This is a genomic window from Priestia sp. TSO9 (genome assembly GCF_021029645.1).
Classification (GTDB): Bacteria; Bacillota; Bacilli; order Bacillales; family Bacillaceae_H; genus Priestia; species Priestia megaterium_E.
Genome location: NZ_JAJEKD010000009.1, coordinates 722,710 through 740,711 on the forward strand (window position 1 = coordinate 722,710; position 18,002 = coordinate 740,711).

General features: G+C 38.1%; 17 protein-coding genes. 11 read left to right on the top strand and 6 right to left on the bottom strand.

Annotated features, from left to right (window positions below; genetic code table 11):
- Positions 1-5: 5 nt before the first annotated feature.
- Positions 6-1,811 carry an ABC transporter ATP-binding protein gene (locus LJC66_RS06390; RefSeq protein ID WP_230932075.1) on the top strand — a complete coding sequence of 602 codons (1,806 nt, stop codon included), beginning with the start codon at positions 6-8 and terminating at the stop codon, positions 1,809-1,811.
- A 152-nt stretch (positions 1,812-1,963) separates the two neighbouring features.
- A complete protein-coding gene (locus LJC66_RS06395; RefSeq protein ID WP_013056047.1) occupies positions 1,964-2,626 on the top strand; it encodes a potassium channel family protein in 663 nt (220 codons plus the stop codon).
- A 42-nt stretch (positions 2,627-2,668) separates the two neighbouring features.
- Here the strand turns inward: LJC66_RS06395 and rnjA are convergent, their stop codons facing one another.
- The gene (rnjA, locus tag LJC66_RS06400) at positions 2,669-4,336 is read right to left on the bottom strand and encodes a ribonuclease J1 (RefSeq protein ID WP_013056048.1); all 1,668 of its coding nucleotides are present in this window, start codon (positions 4,334-4,336) and stop codon (positions 2,669-2,671) included.
- A 5-nt stretch (positions 4,337-4,341) separates the two neighbouring features.
- A complete protein-coding gene (locus LJC66_RS06405; protein ID WP_116515471.1) occupies positions 4,342-4,551 on the bottom strand; it encodes a DNA-dependent RNA polymerase subunit epsilon in 210 nt (69 codons plus the stop codon).
- 550 nt (positions 4,552-5,101) lie between these two features.
- Here LJC66_RS06405 and LJC66_RS06410 point away from each other — a divergent pair.
- Positions 5,102-5,884 (top strand): Cof-type HAD-IIB family hydrolase, encoded by a 783-nt coding sequence (locus LJC66_RS06410; protein ID WP_230932076.1) that lies wholly within the window; start codon positions 5,102-5,104, stop codon positions 5,882-5,884.
- 28 nt (positions 5,885-5,912) lie between these two features.
- On the opposite strand, the gene def is transcribed toward LJC66_RS06410, so the two are convergent.
- Positions 5,913-6,467, bottom strand: coding sequence for a peptide deformylase (gene def / locus LJC66_RS06415; protein ID WP_013056051.1), 555 nt, complete (start codon positions 6,465-6,467; stop codon positions 5,913-5,915).
- Positions 6,468-6,641: 174 nt separating this feature from the next.
- Positions 6,642-6,752 (bottom strand): YjcZ family sporulation protein, encoded by a 111-nt coding sequence (locus LJC66_RS06420; protein WP_016763434.1) that lies wholly within the window; start codon positions 6,750-6,752, stop codon positions 6,642-6,644.
- Positions 6,753-6,921: 169 nt separating this feature from the next.
- On the opposite strand from LJC66_RS06420, the gene LJC66_RS06425 reads away from it, so the two are divergent.
- From LJC66_RS06425 to LJC66_RS06450, 6 genes are all read left to right on the top strand, one after another.
- The gene (locus LJC66_RS06425; RefSeq protein ID WP_164797425.1) at positions 6,922-7,587 is read left to right on the top strand and encodes a YkyA family protein; all 666 of its coding nucleotides are present in this window, start codon (positions 6,922-6,924) and stop codon (positions 7,585-7,587) included.
- A gap of 584 nt (positions 7,588-8,171) precedes the next feature.
- On the top strand, positions 8,172-9,287 hold the full coding sequence (gene pdhA, locus LJC66_RS06430; RefSeq protein WP_013056054.1) for a pyruvate dehydrogenase (acetyl-transferring) E1 component subunit alpha: 1,116 nt from the start codon (positions 8,172-8,174) through the stop codon (positions 9,285-9,287).
- A gap of 3 nt (positions 9,288-9,290) precedes the next feature.
- On the top strand, positions 9,291-10,268 hold the full coding sequence (locus LJC66_RS06435) for an alpha-ketoacid dehydrogenase subunit beta (protein WP_013056055.1): 978 nt from the start codon (positions 9,291-9,293) through the stop codon (positions 10,266-10,268).
- Positions 10,269-10,370: 102 nt separating this feature from the next.
- A complete protein-coding gene (locus LJC66_RS06440; protein WP_013082294.1) occupies positions 10,371-11,672 on the top strand; it encodes a dihydrolipoamide acetyltransferase family protein in 1,302 nt (433 codons plus the stop codon).
- 3 nt (positions 11,673-11,675) lie between these two features.
- Positions 11,676-13,088 carry a dihydrolipoyl dehydrogenase gene (lpdA, locus tag LJC66_RS06445; protein WP_013082295.1) on the top strand — a complete coding sequence of 471 codons (1,413 nt, stop codon included), beginning with the start codon at positions 11,676-11,678 and terminating at the stop codon, positions 13,086-13,088.
- A 249-nt stretch (positions 13,089-13,337) separates the two neighbouring features.
- Positions 13,338-13,580: a hypothetical protein gene (locus LJC66_RS06450; protein ID WP_016763437.1), complete on the top strand. Its 243-nt coding sequence runs from the start codon at positions 13,338-13,340 to the stop codon at positions 13,578-13,580.
- A 49-nt stretch (positions 13,581-13,629) separates the two neighbouring features.
- Here the strand turns inward: LJC66_RS06450 and LJC66_RS06455 are convergent, their stop codons facing one another.
- The gene (locus LJC66_RS06455) at positions 13,630-15,150 is read right to left on the bottom strand and encodes a glycine betaine uptake BCCT transporter (protein ID WP_193423632.1); all 1,521 of its coding nucleotides are present in this window, start codon (positions 15,148-15,150) and stop codon (positions 13,630-13,632) included.
- Positions 15,151-15,543: 393 nt separating this feature from the next.
- Between LJC66_RS06455 and LJC66_RS06460 the strand changes: the two genes are divergently transcribed.
- Complete coding sequence (locus tag LJC66_RS06460; RefSeq protein WP_013056059.1) at positions 15,544-15,669, top strand: GapA-binding peptide SR1P; 126 nt, start codon at positions 15,544-15,546, stop codon at positions 15,667-15,669.
- 38 nt (positions 15,670-15,707) lie between these two features.
- Here LJC66_RS06460 and LJC66_RS06465 read toward each other — a convergent pair whose 3' ends face one another.
- A complete protein-coding gene (locus LJC66_RS06465) occupies positions 15,708-17,183 on the bottom strand; it encodes an aminotransferase class I/II-fold pyridoxal phosphate-dependent enzyme (RefSeq protein ID WP_028414107.1) in 1,476 nt (491 codons plus the stop codon).
- 531 nt (positions 17,184-17,714) lie between these two features.
- On the opposite strand from LJC66_RS06465, the gene LJC66_RS06470 reads away from it, so the two are divergent.
- A complete protein-coding gene (locus LJC66_RS06470; protein WP_013056061.1) occupies positions 17,715-17,984 on the top strand; it encodes a UPF0223 family protein in 270 nt (89 codons plus the stop codon).
- The last annotated feature ends 18 nt before the right edge of the window (positions 17,985-18,002 follow it).

Genomic DNA, 18,002 nt, shown 5'->3' on the forward strand with positions numbered 1-18,002 from the left:
ATAGAATGGAAGCCGAAAAAAATAAAGTTGTGCGAGAGCGCTTTTATTATCAAACAGATCAAATCATTGACAAGATGTTTAACTGGAAGCAAATGGCCCGCTTGTTTCGTTACCTTCATCCATATCGAAAAAATTTGCTTCCTTTCTCGTTTCTTATGGTCATTATCACGACGGTCATTAGACTTGCTATTCCTATTTTGATAGGTGTCTATACGCTTGATCACGCTGTAAAAGATAAGAATAGCACGCTGCTCATGCAGTTAGTTTTCATAATCTTTAGCTTGTATGTCCTCTCTTATATTTCGAATGTTTTTCGAATTAAATGGATGAACCAACTCGGGCAGCACGTTATATATGATTTAAGAAAACATTTATTTACGCATGTTCAAGGTCTGTCGCACCGGTTTTTTGATACGCGTTCAGGAGGCTCTATTCTTGTAAGGATTATGAATGATATTAACTCTCTTCAAGATTTATTTACCAACGGGGTAGTTAACCTGTTTATGGACCTCTTATTGTTAGTTGGGATTGTAGTTATCTTATTTTCTCTCAGTCCTGCTTTGACATGTGCTGTTTTAGTCATTTTACCGATTATGTTCTTGATTTCCACAAAGCTGAGAAGAAAAATTCGTCGGTCATGGCAAGTTGTTCGTATGAAGCAGTCAGTATTAAATTCACATTTAAATGAGAGTATTCAAGGCATTCGCGTCACTCAATCATTTGCTCAAGAACAAGAAAATATGCTGTTTTTTGATCGCATAAACAGTGAAAATTACGAGAGCTGGAGGCAAGCTACTCGAAAAAATGCCATGTTTCGACCGGTTGTAGAACTCACAAATGCTGTCGGAACGGCTATTTTAATTTGGTTCGGTGCCGCACTTATTCAAGATGAACGGCTAACAATTGGTATTTTTGTATCATTTGCTTTTTATCTTGGAATGTTTTGGGAACCGATTTCTCGTTTAGGGCAAGTGTATAATCAATTATTAATGGGAATGGCTTCATCCGAGCGTATTTTTGAATTTCTAGATGAAAAACCTCTCGTCACAGATTTGAAAACCGCTACCTCTTTAGACGGTATGAAGGGAAAAGTCCAGTTCAAACACGTCTCATTTTCTTATGATGGGAAGCGGAAAGCTCTCAACAACGTATCAATTGACATAAAAGAAGGCCAGACGGTTGCTTTAGTGGGGCATACTGGATCTGGAAAAACGTCCATTGCTAATTTAATCACCCGTTTTTATGATGTGAACGAAGGGCAGATTTTAATTGATAATATGCCTATTCGAGATATTACGTTAGCGAGTTTACGAGCGCAAATTAGTATTGTGCTGCAAGAAACCTTTATCTTTTCAGGAACCATTATGGAAAACATTCGGTTTGGAAAACCGGATGCTACTGATGATGAAGTGTTTAAGGCCGCAGAAGCGGTAGGGGCTGCAGGTTTTATAAAGCGTCTGAAAAAAGGCTATAATACGGAAGTAGAAGAACGAGGGAACGTCTTATCCGTGGGAGAGCGTCAATTGATTTCATTTGCTCGAACGCTGTTGGCTGATCCTCGTATTATCATTTTAGATGAAGCGACAGCAAGCATTGATACAGAAACGGAAGTGAAGATTCAACAGGCGCTTAAAACGCTGTTAAAAAACAGAACTGCCATCATGATTGCTCATCGGTTATCTACTATACGAGAGGCAGATAACATCATTGTATTAGATCATGGAAGCATTATTGAAACAGGGAATCACGGGGAACTAATGCAGCAAAAAGGCGTATATTATTACCTTGTTCAAACCCATGCTACAGCTTAAAAAACAGAGGGAGCTAAACTCTCTGTTTTTCTATGAGTGTGAGAAATGGTAAAGAGGTATAAGTGTTAACGGGAAAATGAGGTTGATGCAAAAGAATTGTGGTAAAATAACGGTAGTTCAGATTTTTTCCTGTACATAATGGAGGAATTCAAATGAAAAAAGAATTTGCAGTCATCGGATTAGGTAGATTTGGAGGAAGTATTTGTAAAACATTAAGCGATCAAGGAATGGAAGTTCTGGCGATTGATATTGATGAAGAAAAGGTAAATGAGTATGCTAATGTTGCTTCGCATGCAGTAGTAGGCGATTCAATGGATGAAGGGGTTCTAAAAAGTTTAGGAATTCGTAATTTTGATCACGTTATCGTAGCTATTGGTGACAATATTCAGGCAAGTATTTTGACGACCCTTATTTTAAAAGAGCTGGGTGTTGAAAAAATAACGGTAAAAGCGCAAAATGATTATCATGCCAAAGTGTTATCAAAAATTGGCGCCAATTTTATCGTGCATCCCGAACGAGATATGGGACGAAGAATTGCCAATAACATGATTTCAAACAGCGTGCTGGATTATTTAGAGCTATCTGAAGAACACAGCATTGTCGAATTAGTAGCGAGCAAAAGAATGGCTGGCAATACGCTGATTGAGTTAGACATTCGTGCGAAATATGGCATTAACATTGTAGCCATTAAGCGTGATCGAGATATCATCGTTTCTCCTCAGGCGTCCGAAACGATTCAAGAAGGGGACGTGTTGATTGTTATTGGAGCAGATGCAGATATCAACCGCTTCGAAAATAAATTTGCCAGTGCTTAATAAAAAAGAGCAGATGCAATTGCATCTGCTCTTTTTCTTGTATTAAACCTCCATAATGATTGGTAAAATCATTGGACGGCGCTTTGTTTTTTCGTAAAGGAATGGAGCCAATGTGTCTGTAATTTCATTTTTAATCTCAGACCATTGTGACGTACGACGTTCCATCACTTTGTTCAAGTGTTTTGTAATAAGAGATTGTGCATCATTAATTAAGTCACCAGATTCGCGCATATAAACAAAACCACGAGAGATAATGTCTGGACCAGCAGCGATCTTGAAGTCTTTCATATTGATGCTTACAACGACAATAACAAGACCTTCTTCAGATAAGATGCGGCGGTCACGAAGTACGATATTTCCAATGTCACCAATTCCGCTTCCGTCAATATATACAGAGCCTGAAGGGATTTTTCCAGCTACTGAAGCTTCGCTGTCGCTTAAAGCTAGCACCTCTCCATTATCCATAATGAAGCAGTTTTCTTCAGGAACTCCACAGTCTGTTGCAAGTTTGATGTGCATCTTCTGCATGCGATACTCACCGTGAATTGGCATAAAGTATTTTGGTTTCATCAAACGAAGCATTAATTTTTGCTCTTCCTGTCCGCCGTGTCCAGAAGTATGGATATCGTTTAGAGCACCGTGAATAACCTCTGCTCCTGCACGGAATAGCATATCAATTGTTTTGCTAACACTTACTGTATTTCCTGGAATAGGTGAAGATGAGAATACAACCGTATCTCCAGGGATAATTTGAATTTGGCGGTGAGTGCCGTTTGCAATTCTAGATAGCGCTGCCATCGGTTCACCTTGGCTGCCTGTACATAAAATAGTCACGCGGTTAGCTGGAATTCGGTTAATTTGAGAAGGCTCAATGAACGTATCTTTTGGACATGAAATATATCCAAGCTGTTGGCCAATCTCAATAGCTGCTTCCATACTGCGTCCGAATACAGCAACTTTACGGTTATGCAATACGGCTGCTTCCACTACTTGCTGTAAGCGGTGAATATTTGAAGCAAACGTTGCAAAAATAATACGGCCGTCTACTTTACGGAAAATGTCATGAATGCTGTCACCTACGCGGCGCTCAGACATCGTAAAGTTAGGAATTTCACTGTTTGTACTGTCTGAAAGCAAGCATAGAACGCCTTCTTTACCGATTTCAGCCATTTTTGTTAAGTTAGCCGGTTCGCCCACGGGTGTAAAATCAAACTTGAAATCTCCTGTATGTACGATTTGTCCGTTTGGTGTTTTTACCACAATTCCGTAAGAATCAGGAATACTGTGAGTTGTGCGGAAGAACGTTACCGATGTTTTACGGAATTTAATTACGTCATCTTCAGTAATTTCATGAAGCTGAGCTGTGCGAAGCAACCCATGCTCGTCTAATTTGTTGCGAAGAAGCCCAAGGGCTAATTTCCCTGCATAAATAGGAATGTTTAATTCTCTTAATAAGTAAGGAATTCCGCCGATGTGATCTTCATGACCATGTGTAACGAAAAGGCCACGGATTTTATCTGCATTTTTTACCAGATAACTGTAGTCAGGAATAACGTAGTCAATTCCTAAAAGCTCATCTTCAGGGAATTTAATTCCTGCATCAATAAGAATAATTTCATCTTGAAACTGTACGGCATACGTATTTTTACCGATCTCGCCTAGTCCACCTAGGGCGAAAACTGCCGTTTGATTATTTTTTACAAATTTCATTTTCATCATATCTCCAATACTTTAAAATCTTCATGCTGTTGTTCATATTCTAGATAGTCTCCAGTCACTGCTTGAACAAACTCAATATTAATTGAACGCGCTTTTAGCTTTTTACGAACGTCACGCTCAGAATCTGCGTTCACATACACTGTTTTTGTATTTTCACGTACAGCTACTTCATTCAGTTTTTCTTGAAAATAAACTTTAAAAATCATAACAAAAATCTCTCCTTAATTCCGAAATTCAAATAACTTATTTTATTATATTATAAAATGTGTATGTATTTCATGTATTTTCTAAAGAAACTTGCTTTCACTACATTTTAGTCATCTAAATATAACAAGTCAATTAATTATAGAATAATATTAATAGGAAACGGATACAAGACTATATTTTCCGGGCGTATAAAAAATAAGGGCTATTCCATTGTACGATGCAGACACACACTCTGCAAATTTTACAACAGAAAGCCCTAAAAAAATCGATTATGCCATCGTTTTTTTACGCAATAATTCATTCCAGCGTTTTAGCAGCCTTTTTCGAAAATCTTTTAACATGATTTTTCAGCTCCTTTGTTTTTTTTGCGATACCTGCCTGTCTCTCTCTGTACTTTTATTATATGATGAAAAGGGAGAGGTTTCTCGTGGTTAAATATGGAAAAAATGTAAATTGAACCGTCCATTTATAGAGAAACGAGCGCTTGTTTGATATAATTGGAAAGGCTTAACAAAGAGATAAAAAATTATAAAAAATAAGGTGATAAACGTGGAACGAAAGATTATTTTTTTTGATATTGATGGAACGTTATTGGATCATGATAAAAAACTGCCTGCTTCTACAAAAAAAGCTGTCCAGCTGTTAAAAGAACAGGGGCATGAAGTGGCAATTGCAACTGGAAGGGCTCCTTTTATGTTTAAAGATCTGCGTGAAGAGTTGGATATTCAAACATATATTAGCTTTAATGGTCAGTACATTGTTTTAAATGGAGAAGTTCTTTACAAAAACCCTTTAAATAAAGAAGAGCTTCAAGATTTAACAGCTTTTGCTGTTGAGCATGATCACCCTGTCGTATACATGGATCATGAAGATATGAAATCAAACATTGAATTTCATGATTATATCGAATCCAGCATCAGCACGCTGAAAATTGGATTTACCCACCCTCACCACGATCCTACTTATTTCAAAGGGCGTGAAATTTATCAATCCCTCTTATTCTGTACAGCGGGAGAAGAAGCTCCTTATGAAGAAAAATTTAAGAAATTTGACTTTATTCGCTGGCATGAATTTTCAACTGATGTTCTGCCAAAAGGTGGATCAAAAGCGCGAGGAATTGAGACCATGATTGAAAAGCTTGGCTTTGACAGAAAAGATGTATATGCATTCGGAGACGGCTTAAACGATATCGAAATGCTGGAATTTGCCGGAAATGGCGTAGCGATGGGAAATGCGGAAGAAGTCGTGAAAGAAGTTGCTAACCTTGTTACAAAAGATGTAGCAGAAGATGGTATTCTTCACGGATTAGAGCTAGTAGGATTATTAAAATAAGAAAAACGCGAGCTTTAGCTCGCGTTTTTTAGCGTTCATATGGAAAAGCATTTTCAGGTTCTTGAAATGGATTTTCTTTGTTAATGTAATCATAAAACATAATTCCGTCTAAATGATCAATTTCGTGCTGAAATACGACAGCAGGAAGGCCTTTCAAACGAATTTTCACTTCTTCGCCTTCAAGCGTTGTGCCTTTTACTGTGATACGTGCATATCGAGGAACAAATCCTGGGATATCTTGATCGACAGACAAGCAGCCTTCACCGCCTGTAAGGTATGTCTTTTCTACTGAGTGGCTAATGATCTTAGGGTTAAATAATGCATAGCTGTATAGCTTGCCTTTTTCATCCGTAACGTGTACCCCAATCATTCGTTTTGATACATTAATTTGAGGAGCGGCAAGCCCGATACCAGATCGCAGTCCATATTTAGCAGCAATTTCAGGATCTTGGCTGTTTTTTACATATTCTAATAAGCTATGTAAAATCTTTTTATCTTCTTCAGAAGCAGGTAACGGTACTTCTTTTGCTACTTCTCGCAGCGTTGGGTGTCCGTCTTGAATAATATCGTTCATTGTAATCAACTTTCACATCTCCCTAGGCTATTTTATAGGTATAAAGTGTACCAAATCCGTATAAAAAAGTCATTACCTCGACCTTGACCACATAAATGTTTCCACTAATTATATGTATCACACATATGGAAAAACATGCATAAGAAAAAATAAAAGCGACCGTTAGCCGCTTTTATTGTATAATTACCAGCCGCCACAGCTGCAGCCGATAATAACTAATAAAATGAACAGTACGATTAATAACACAAAACCTTTATTAGAACCGCCACAGCCATATCCACCATAACCCAACATAATGTAACCTCCCGTAGTTATCAATCCCAAGGTAAAAAGTAATAAACTCCCTTTTTTTCATGATTGGGTTAGTATAATATATTAAAAGGTGGAAAAAGGGTGTAGATAAATTGCTAATTTCCTACAAAAATTGTATAATGGCCCATGAATAAGGGAGGATTTACCAGATATGAAATGCGTCGGAAGATATATAGTTATCGGCATTGCTGCTATGTCACTAGCAGGCTGTGCAGAGGGCTCATCGCCTGAGCTTGAGGTATACAATGGATTAGAAAAAGTGGTAGCACAAGAAAAGCAATTTGCTGATCAGCAAAAACCGTTAGCTGATTTAGAACAGCAAGAAAATGCGATATACGACCAAATTATTGAGCTAGGGATTAAAGATAAAAAGAAAATAAAAAATAAAGCACAAAAAGCGCAGCAGTTATTAGATGAGCGTGAAAGTAAATTACAAAAAGAAGAAAAAAGCATCAGCGCTTCGCAAAAACAGTTTGAAGCGACAGAGCCAAAGATCCAAAAGCTAGAAGATGGCAAAGCAAAAGAAGAGGCGCTTGAACTATCTTCGTTAATGAAGAAGCGTTATAAGGCCTACCAGTCCTTACATGATGCCTATCTTCATTCCATTGAATTAGATCGTCAGCTATATACGCTCTTTGAGAAAGACAATGTGAAATTAGAGAATCTTGAAACACAAATCGCTTCGATCAACGCTACTTATAAAGAAGTTGAAAAGAAAAAAGAAACGTTTAACACATTAACAGCTGACTATAACAAAGCCAAAGAGGATTTTTATAATAAAACGAAGTTAAAGGTGAAAAATAGCGAGGATAAATAAGAAGGCCTGTGAAGTTTACAGGTCTTTTTTTTTTTTGGCTGAAAAGGAAGGTTTTCTGAAATAAAGAAAGAGTTTCGACATGATTCAAGTAAAAATTACAAAAGGTTATTGTTTTAAAAATTCGTTTATTTGTGGCAAGATAGGAGATGTGCAGACATAAAAAAAGAGAAGGTTATTATAAAACATATAATACAGTTTGTGTCTGTGTAATAGTACAGCATGTCTTTTTTATGTGTTTTATTTCACAAACTAAAAAAGCGTAATTTCTTGATGTAAATGCATTGACGAACTGTTTTAGTGTATTGTAAACTAGGTAGCGTAGTAAGTGTTGTATTAATCATTTTTGCAAAATAATTAATACAGTTTAACGAAACGCTCGTTTCGCTTAAACTTTCCTTTTACGTAAATGTTTGCACAGAATTCGCTGGGGAATACATAGAAATGTTAAGGATTAGCGAATTCAAAAAGCTACTCGACAAAATATGACTTTTACTTGTCCATTTGGGACATTCTAAAAGCGTGTATGTTTGTTTGATTAGTAAAATGAATTTATACGGCTTAAATGAAAGGAAGAGGTGACTTAGATGGCTGCTAAAACTAAAAAGGCTATTATTGATGTATCAAAGCAACTTGATAAAATCGCTGAGCAGTACCAAACGTTCCAAATTCTTAATGAAGAGGGCGAAGTAGTAAATAAATCAGCGTTGCCAGATTTATCTGACGAAAAATTAAAAGAGTTAATGACTCGCATGGTATACACTCGTATTCTTGATCAACGTTCAATTTCATTGAACCGTCAAGGTCGTTTAGGTTTCTATGCACCAACTGCTGGGCAAGAAGCTTCTCAAATCGCTTCACATTTCGCATTAGAAAAAGAAGACTTCATTTTACCTGGGTACCGTGATGTGCCTCAGTTAATTTGGCATGGTCTTCCACTATATCAAGCGTTCTTATTCTCTCGTGGTCATTTCCACGGTAACCAAGCGCCAGAAGGTGTAGATGTACTTTCTCCACAAATCATCATCGGTGCACAAATTGTGCAAACTGCTGGTGTGGCACTAGGTCTTAAAAAGCGCGGTAAAAAAGCAGTAGCGATCACTTATACAGGTGACGGCGGAGCTTCACAAGGTGACTTCTACGAAGGTATGAACTTCGCAGGTGCATTCAAAGCTCCAGCAATCTTTGTTGTACAAAACAACCGCTTTGCAATTTCAACACCAGTTGAAAAGCAATCTGCAGCACGTACAATCGCTCAAAAAGCAGCGGCTGTTGGTATCCCAGGCGTTCAAGTAGACGGTATGGATGCACTAGCAGTATACGTTGCAGTAAGCGAAGCTCGTGAGCGTGCAGTAAACGGTGAAGGTCCAACTTTAATTGAAACATTAACTTACCGTTATGGTCCACATACAATGGCTGGTGACGATCCAACTCGTTATCGTACAGCTGAGCTTGACACTGAGTGGGAAAAGAAAGATCCACTTGTTCGCTTCCGTAAATTCTTAGAAGCTAAAGGCATCTGGAATGAAGAAGAAGAAAACAAAGTAATCGAGCAAGCTAAAGAAGATATCAAACAAGCTATTAAGAAGGCTGACGATTATCCAAAACAAAAAGTTACAGATTTAATGGAAATCATGTACGAAACTATGCCTTCAAACTTACAAGAGCAATATGAAATCTACAAAGAGAAGGAGTCGAAGTAAGCCATGGCGCAAATGACAATGATTCAAGCGATTACTGATGCGTTACGCACAGAAATGAAAAACGACGAAAACGTATTAGTTTTTGGTGAAGACGTTGGCGTAAACGGTGGAGTATTCCGTGCGACTGAAGGTCTTCAACAAGAATTCGGCGAAGATCGCGTATTCGATACGCCATTAGCTGAATCTGGTATCGGTGGTCTTGCTGTAGGTCTATCGACTCAAGGTTTCCGTCCGGTTCCTGAAATTCAATTCTTTGGTTTCGTATACGAAGTACTTGATTCTGTATCAGGTCAAGCAGCACGTATGCGCTACCGTTCTGGCGGTCGCTGGAATGCACCAATCACATTCCGTTCACCATTTGGTGGAGGCGTTCATACACCAGAACTTCACGCTGATAGCTTAGAAGGTATCGTAGCATCTCAACCTGGTTTAAAAGTTGTAATTCCTTCAACTCCATACGATGCAAAAGGTCTTTTAATTTCATCAATTCGTGATAACGATCCGGTTGTATACTTAGAGCACATGAAGCTTTACCGTTCATTCCGTCAAGAAGTGCCTGAAGAATCATACACAATTGATTTAGGTACAGCTGATGTGAAACGTGAAGGTACAGACGTAACGCTTATCGCTTACGGTGCAATGGTACACTCATCATTAAAAGCAGCTGAAGAACTAGAAAAAGAAGGTATCTCTGCTGAAGTAGTGGACTTACGTACAGTTCAACCTTTAGATATCGATACAATTCTTGCATCAGTTGAAAAAACTGGTCGCGTAGTAGTAGTTCAAGAAGCTCAAAAACAAGCTGGTATCGCAGCTAACGTTGTAGCTGAAATTAACGATCGTGCAATCTTAAGCTTAGAAGCACCAGTATTACGTGTAACAGCACCGGATACTGTGTTCCCATTCTCTCAAGCTGAGGGCGTATGGTTACCAGACCACAAAGATATCGTTGAAACAGCTAAGAAAGTACTTGAATTTTAATTAGCATTTTACTGTGATAGAAATCAGCTTTGTGCTGATTTCTGTCTTAGATAAAATAAACACTAACAAATTGAACGCAACTAACTAGGAGGGTGAAGACACGTGGCATTTGAATTTAAACTGCCGGATATCGGTGAAGGTATCCACGAAGGTGAAATTGTAAAATGGTTCGTAAAAGCTGGAGATGAAATTGATGAGGATGATGTACTAGCAGAAGTACAAAATGACAAAGCTGTTGTTGAAATCCCATCTCCTGTAAAAGGTAAAGTATTAGAAGTAAAAGTTGACGAAGGTACAGTAGCTACTGTAGGACAAGTTATCGTTACTTTTGATGCTCCTGGATACGAAGACTTAAAATTCAAAGGTGACGATCATGATGATGCACCAGCAGAAGAAGCTAAAGAAGAAGCTTCAACTGAAGAAGTGACTGAAGAAGCAACAGCTCCTGCAGCACAAGCTGATGTTGATCCTAACCGTAAAGTAATTGCTATGCCTTCAGTGCGCAAATATGCTCGTGAAAAAGGTGTAGACATTAAAGCTGTTCCTGGTTCAGGTAAAAACGGACGTATTGTTAAAGATGACATCGATGGCTTCCTATCTGGTGGTTCTACAGCTACAGCAACTGCTGAAGCTCCAGCTAAAGAGGAAACTGCTTCAGCTGAACCAAAAGCAGCAGCAGCACAAGCTATTCCTGAAGGCGACCTACCAGAAACTCGCGAGAAAATGAGCGGTATCCGCCGTGCAATCGCAAAAGCTATGGTTAACTCTAAACACACTGCTCCACACGTAACATTAATGGATGAAATCGATGTAACAGCTCTTGTTGCTCATCGTAAAAAATTCAAAACAGTTGCAGCAGATCAAGGTATTAAATTAACATTCTTACCTTACGTGGTAAAAGCGTTAACTTCAGCACTTAAGAAGTTCCCAGCTCTTAACACTTCAATCGATGACTCTACTGATGAAGTAATTCAAAAACATTACTACAACATCGGTATCGCTGCTGACACTGAAAAAGGTCTTTTAGTACCAGTTGTGAAAAATGCTGATCGTAAATCTGTGTTCGAAATTTCTGATCAAATTAACGACCTTGCTGGAAAAGCACGTGATGGTAAATTAGCTCCTGCTGAAATGAAAGGCGCTTCTTGTACAATCACAAATATCGGTTCTGCTGGTGGACAATGGTTTACTCCTGTTATCAACCACCCAGAAGTTGCAATTTTAGGTATCGGACGTATCGCTGAAAAACCAGTTGTACGCGATGGTGAAATTGTAATTGCTCCAGTATTAGCATTATCACTAAGCTTTGACCACCGTATTATCGATGGCGCAACAGCTCAAAACGCTCTTAACCAAATCAAGCGTTTATTAAATGATCCAGAATTATTATTAATGGAGGCGTAATAAATGGTAGTAGGAGATTTCCCAATCGAAACTGATACTCTTGTCATTGGTGCTGGCCCTGGTGGCTACGTTGCAGCAATTCGTGCAGCTCAATTAGGTCAAAAAGTTACAATCGTAGAAAAAGGTAACCTTGGAGGCGTATGCTTAAACGTTGGTTGTATTCCTTCAAAAGCATTAATCGCTGCAGGTCACCGTTTTGAACACGCTAAACATTCTGAAGACATGGGGATTATCGCTGAGAACGTAACAGTTGATTTCTCTAAAGTTCAAGAATTCAAAAACGGCGTTGTAAACAAACTTACTGGCGGTGTTGAAGGCCTTCTTAAAGGTAACAAAGTTGACATCGTAAAAGGTGAAGCTTACTTCGTTGACAGCGAAACTGTACGTGTAATGGATGAAAATTCTGCACAAACTTACAAATTCAAAAATGCTATCCTTGCAACTGGTTCTCGCCCAATCGAGATCCCTGGATTCAAATTCTCTGAGCGCGTAATCAACTCTACAGGTGCATTAGCGCTTAAAGAAGTTCCTAAAAAATTAGTTGTAATCGGTGGAGGTTACATCGGTACTGAGCTTGGTACTGCTTTTGCTAACTTCGGTACAGAAGTTACATTTGTAGAAGCTGCTGATGAAATCTTAGCAGGTTTTGAAAAACAAATGAGTTCACTTGTTAAACGTAACCTTAAGAAAAAAGGAAACGTTGAAATCTATACAAAAGCAATGGCTAAAGGTGTTGAAGAAACTGCTGACGGCGTACAAGTTACGTTTGAAGTAGGCGGAGAGTCAAAAGTAATCGATGCTGACTACGTATTAGTTACTGTAGGCCGTCGTCCTAACACTGATGAGCTTGGTCTTGAGCAAGTTGGCGTTAAAATGACTGACCGTGGTCTTATCGAAATCGATAACCAAACTCGTACATCTGTAAGCAACATCTTTGCAATTGGTGATATCGTAACTGGACCACCACTTGCACACAAAGCTTCTTACGAAGGTAAAATCGCAGCTGAAGTAATCGCTGGCGAACCTGCTGAAATTGACTACTTAGGAATTCCAGCAGTTGTATTCTCTGAGCCTGAGCTTGCATCTGTAGGTTATACTGAAGCACAAGCGAAAGAAGAAGGATTAGCTGTTAAAGCTTCTAAATTCCCATTTGCTGCTAACGGACGTGCACTTGCACTTAACGCTGCAGAAGGCTTCTTGAAGCTTATCACTCGTAAAGAAGACGGAGTAGTTGTTGGTGCTCAAATTGCTGGACCTAGCGCATCTGACATGATCGCTGAGCTTGGTCTTGCTATCGAAGCTGGCGTAACAGCTGAAGATATCGCATTAACAATTCACGCTCACCCAACATTAGGTGAAATCACAATGGAAGCTGCTGAAGTAGCTATTGGAAGCCCAATTCACATTGTAAAATAATGTTTTTAAAAAGCTGATGCGTATGCATCAGCTTTTTTTTTTGAAGAAAACGGTTTTCATAAAGTATCAGATGCTTGTCAGGAAACTTTTGTTGCTGGTGAGTAATCCATTTAAAAGAAACGTGTAAAAAGCGCTGAGGCAGTCTTAAATGAGCTCTAGATGCATACATATGAAGTGGGACGTGCTTTCCTTATAGGTAGATAAAAAATTGCTTCTTTGGATAACGAATGAAAAGGCGGCGAAGGAGCTATGAAGACGTATTTCGTTTGGAGCTTACACATTGTTATTTGGATGGGTTATTCACTGGTTGAATTGCTATCAAAACGTGATCAGTTGACATCTAAAATTATTTTATTTTTAGTATTTGCTTATTTAGCTTACGGCATAGCCGAAATGAACGTCAAATCTAAAAGACTGGCGCTTATGATGACGGGTACAACTTCAGCTGTCTGCTTGACATGTTATCAACTAATTTTATTTTGTACGGCGTAAGATTGTATAAAAAAAGCGTTAGCTTATATAAGCTAACGCTTTTTTTGTCTTACACAGATTTCTTTTCTCTTTTTAATGCGCCTTCTTCTTTAAATGCTTTCATTAATGAGAAGACCGTTAGCACCAGCACAATTGAGAATGGAAGTGCTGCTATAATCGCAGCTGTTTGGAGCGCGTCCAAACCACCCGTCCAAAGCAGAATAATTGCTGTTAACGATTGAATTAAGCCCCACGTAAGTTTAATAGAGCCTGAAGGATTTAGATCACCATTTGTTGTCTGCATTCCTAAAACAAATGTAGCTGAGTCAGCTGATGTAATGAAGAATGTAGCGATTAAGCAAATAGCGACAATGGACATGAACGTACCAAATGGAAACTGTTCAAGTACATAGAATAAAGCAACTTCTGTTCCTTTATTGTTGATAACATCCATAACAGGAAGATCCTTAAAAAAGTCTAAGTAGACCCCAGAACCTCCGAATACAGCAAACCATAATCCGCCAAATACGGTCGGAACAGCTAGTACACCAATTAAAAATTCTCGAATGGTTCTACCTCGTGAAATACGAGCAATGAACGTACCAACGAACGGTGCCCAAGCAATCCACCATGCCCAGTAGAAAATTGTCCAATCTTGAACCCAGGTGCTGTTATCAAACGGGCTCAATCGAAAACTCATCGACGGCAAGTTTTGAATGTAGCTGCCAATTGTTGTAACGAATAAGTCCATAATAAAGTTGGTTGGACCTGCAAATAACAAGAATAGCATTAGCAGAATCGCTAAAACAATATTAATGTTACTCAAATACTTAATACCTTTGTTCAGACCAGTCTGTGCTGACAGCATGAACAAGAACGTCACGATAATAATAACAATTAATTGAGTCGTGAAATTATTATCAATACTTGGCGACAAGTAAGAGGCTCCACCGGTAATTTGAATAGCGCCAAGGCCTAGAGATGTTGCTACCCCAAAGACAGTTGCAAATACGGCGATGACGTTTATGATCGTTCCAAGAGGCCCATCAACACGTTTTCCTAGTAGTGGACGTAAAATATTGCTGATGATGAACGGGTAACCTTTTCTAAATTGAAAATATGCAAGGGCCAGTGCAAGAACGGAATAAATAGCCCAAGGATGTAAACCCCAGTGGAAAAACGAATAACGTAGAGCAGCGCGAGCCGATTCTGCTGTACCGCCTTCACCAGAAGGTGGAGTATGAAAATGATTGATTGGTTCTGAGACACCCCAGAATACAAGACCAATCCCCATACCAGCACTAAATAACATGGCAAACCATGAGACATAACCATACTGAGGTTTTTCGTCAGGCTTCCCTAGTTTGATGTTTCCGTACTTCGAAAAAATTAAGTACAGTGTAAAAACTAAGAATAATGTAGCTGCTAGTAAGTAATACCAGCCAAATTTCTCGATGATAAAACTATGTATTGCCGATGTGACAGGCGTAAGCGCTGCGCTTCCTAGCACAGATTCTGGAATAACACCCCATACGATAAATACTGCAGCAATAATAACCGATATGATAAAAACAGGAGTCAGTTTTTTCATCGATTATCGCTCCTTTCCTATTCTATTTTACATAACATAGTTTCTCATATAACCTTTTTAGCTATACATGAAACCACATGGTTATACATTCTAGTAAAGTTTACATGAAATGTCTACCCTATTAGTAAGAAAAAACGGCAAGAGCTCAAATTCTTATTTTTCGTAATTATTTTAAAGTGCGGAAATAGATATGAAAGTAGACATTGTTTTTTCATATAAATAGAGATGATGCTAAGCGTTCAGATTTTTGAAAACAAATATAACATTTATGAGAAAAATATTTTTAATGTGACATACTAATTAGTTGTTGACATATTTAATGTGACATAATAATATAATATCAAGAGTTGTAAAACGCTTACAAAAAAAGACGGTTAAAGGGGAGTTTACAAAATGGGAACAATCGTATGTCAAACATGTAACTGCACAATTGATCATTTCGAAGATGAGAAAGTGACGCGATTATACTCAACATGTAAAAGCGGAGAATGTCAAAAAGCAGATGAAGATTTAGATTAATTCAATAAAAAAAAGGTGCGGAACTTCGCACCTTTTTTTTATTGAATTGCTTTATGCTCTTTAATGACACGAAAGGTTTTTAATTCAAAGTCTTCCGGACCCTGCACTGGTAAACCTGCCTCTAAGTTTGTTTCAATGTAGGTTAAATTTTCCTCAGTGATGATTTCCCCAGGAATAAAAATAGGGATACCAGGAGGATAGACCATCACAAATTCTGCAATAATACGGCCTGCCGATTCATGAAAAGGTACCACTTCGGTTTCAGCGTAAAAAGCATCGCGAGGTGTTAAAGCCAATACAGGAATATCAGGCAATAAAATAGCGGGTTTTGCCGTTGTCTCAGAAAGATTATGGAATTTTGCAGATAACTCACGCAGAGCTGTGACCAGACGTGACAGATCTTCTTCTGTATCTCCAGGCGTGATAATACATAGGATATTATAAAGGTCAGACATTTCAACTTCGATATTATGAGCTTCACGCATCCATTTTTCTACGTCATAGCCCGTAATTCCTAAATCTGAAACAGAAATAATTAATTTAGTAGGGTCTAAATCATACGTAGCTTTTGTCCCTAAAATTTCTCTGCCTATACATCGGATATGCTCAATTGTATTAATTTCTTTTCGTGCTTTTTCAGCAAGAGAAATTGCACGTTCAGCCAGCTCTTTTCCTTCTGTAGCTAAACGTTTTCGTGCAACATCTAAAGAAGCCAGCAGCAGATAAGATGTTGATGTTGTTGTCAGCATGCTTAAAATAGACTGTACACGTTTTGGAGAAATTAAGCCTTCGCGTATGTTTAGAATTGAACTTTGCGTCATAGAGCCACCTAATTTATGCACGCTTGTTGCTGCCATATCTGCACCGGCCTGCATAGCAGACAGAGGCAAATCATCATGGAAGTGAATATGAACGCCGTGAGCTTCATCAACAAGTACAGGCACTTGATACGAGTGAGCGATTTCTACGATTTTACGAAGGTCTCCGGAAATTCCAAAGTAAGTTGGGTTGATAACCAGCACTGCTTTTGCTTCAGGGTGCTGCTTTAAGGCTTTTTCTACAGAGTCCGATGTAATACCGTGAGAAATGCCAAGGTTTTCGTCAATTTCAGGATGAATAAAAATAGGCGTAGCTCCTGAAAAAACAATCGCACTCATAACAGATTTATGCACGTTTCTAGGAACGATAATTTTATCTCCAGGTCCACATGTCGCCATAACCATTGCCATAATTGCTCCGCTCGTTCCTTGAACAGAGAAAAAAGTATGGTCAGCACCAAATGCTTCTGCAGCTAAATCCTGCGCTTGTTTGATAATGCCTTTTGGCTGGTGAAGGTCATCAAGAGGACCGATATTAATTAAATCAATGGATAAAGCATCATCGCCAATAAATGAGCGGAATTCAGGATCCATTCCATTTCCTTTTTTATGTCCAGGGATATGGAATTGTGTTGGGTTTTTCTTAGCGTGATTAACCAATCCAGTAAATAATGGAGTTGAAAATTGAGAAGACAACTTTGCTATACACCTCTTTTATCATAAATTGTCAGTCCCTCTAAGCAAAGCTTAGAGGGACTTTGATTGTTTTTTTATCAAATTACAGCATTCAATTTTATATAACCAAAACTAGTGGCTGTTGAATTCTACATATTAAAATAACAGATCTTTTTTCTATAAAAGAAATTCAACAGAAATTCTACTCGGCAGTTTTCTTGATTTTAACCATTATATAAATGAATGAAACGTGTATGTTTACTACTGTTTGATAATATAAATACAATTTTTAGTTAAAAAAATACAAGTAATTGTAAACTGCTTATTACTCATTATTTTATAGTTCTTTATGTTTTGAAAATCCCCATAAAACAAAAGAATTATAGCACTTATTAACCCATTTGCAAAGATATTTTAAAGAGAAAATAAAAAGAAAAAAAAGGAGAAATTTTCTTGTGTGAAAAGAGAATAAATTTTGTGTACATTATAGATTGTGATAGAGTTAAGAATATAGATATACATAGATTGAAGAAATAAATGGAGTGATGAGAAGTGGAATATCAATACCCTATCTCCCTTGATTGGAGTACAGAAGAAATTATTGATGTAGTGAAGTTTTTTGAAAGCATTGAACGCGCTTATGAAAAAGGTATTGAGCGTGATCACTTAATGGCAGTCTATCGCCGATTTAAAGAAATTGTGCCAAGTAAAGCAGAAGAAAAAACAATCTGTAACGATTTTGAAGATCAAAGCAAATACTCTTCTTATCGAACGATTCAAAAAGCAAAGGCTGCTTCTTCTGGAGACATCATAAAAATGTAAAAAATGGAGCCAAGCTTG

Bases quoted from the DNA above. Each gene is read 5' to 3' on its own strand.
- LJC66_RS06450 (WP_016763437.1), top strand. From the start codon at position 13,338: ATGAAGACGTATTTCGTTTGGAGCTTACACATTGTTATTTGGATGGGT.
- rnjA (WP_013056048.1), bottom strand. From the start codon at position 4,336: ATGAAATTTGTAAAAAATAATCAAACGGCAGTTTTCGCCCTAGGTGGA.
- LJC66_RS06425 (WP_164797425.1), top strand. From the start codon at position 6,922: ATGAAATGCGTCGGAAGATATATAGTTATCGGCATTGCTGCTATGTCA.
- LJC66_RS06395 (WP_013056047.1), top strand. From the start codon at position 1,964: ATGAAAAAAGAATTTGCAGTCATCGGATTAGGTAGATTTGGAGGAAGT.
- lpdA (WP_013082295.1), top strand. From the start codon at position 11,676: ATGGTAGTAGGAGATTTCCCAATCGAAACTGATACTCTTGTCATTGGT.
- pdhA (WP_013056054.1), top strand. From the start codon at position 8,172: ATGGCTGCTAAAACTAAAAAGGCTATTATTGATGTATCAAAGCAACTT.
- LJC66_RS06405 (WP_116515471.1), bottom strand. From the start codon at position 4,551: ATGATTTTTAAAGTTTATTTTCAAGAAAAACTGAATGAAGTAGCTGTA.
- LJC66_RS06435 (WP_013056055.1), top strand. From the start codon at position 9,291: ATGGCGCAAATGACAATGATTCAAGCGATTACTGATGCGTTACGCACA.
- LJC66_RS06460 (WP_013056059.1), top strand. From the start codon at position 15,544: ATGGGAACAATCGTATGTCAAACATGTAACTGCACAATTGATCATTTC.
- LJC66_RS06455 (WP_193423632.1), bottom strand. From the start codon at position 15,150: ATGAAAAAACTGACTCCTGTTTTTATCATATCGGTTATTATTGCTGCA.
- LJC66_RS06390 (WP_230932075.1), top strand. From the start codon at position 6: ATGGAAGCCGAAAAAAATAAAGTTGTGCGAGAGCGCTTTTATTATCAA.
- LJC66_RS06420 (WP_016763434.1), bottom strand. From the start codon at position 6,752: ATGTTGGGTTATGGTGGATATGGCTGTGGCGGTTCTAATAAAGGTTTT.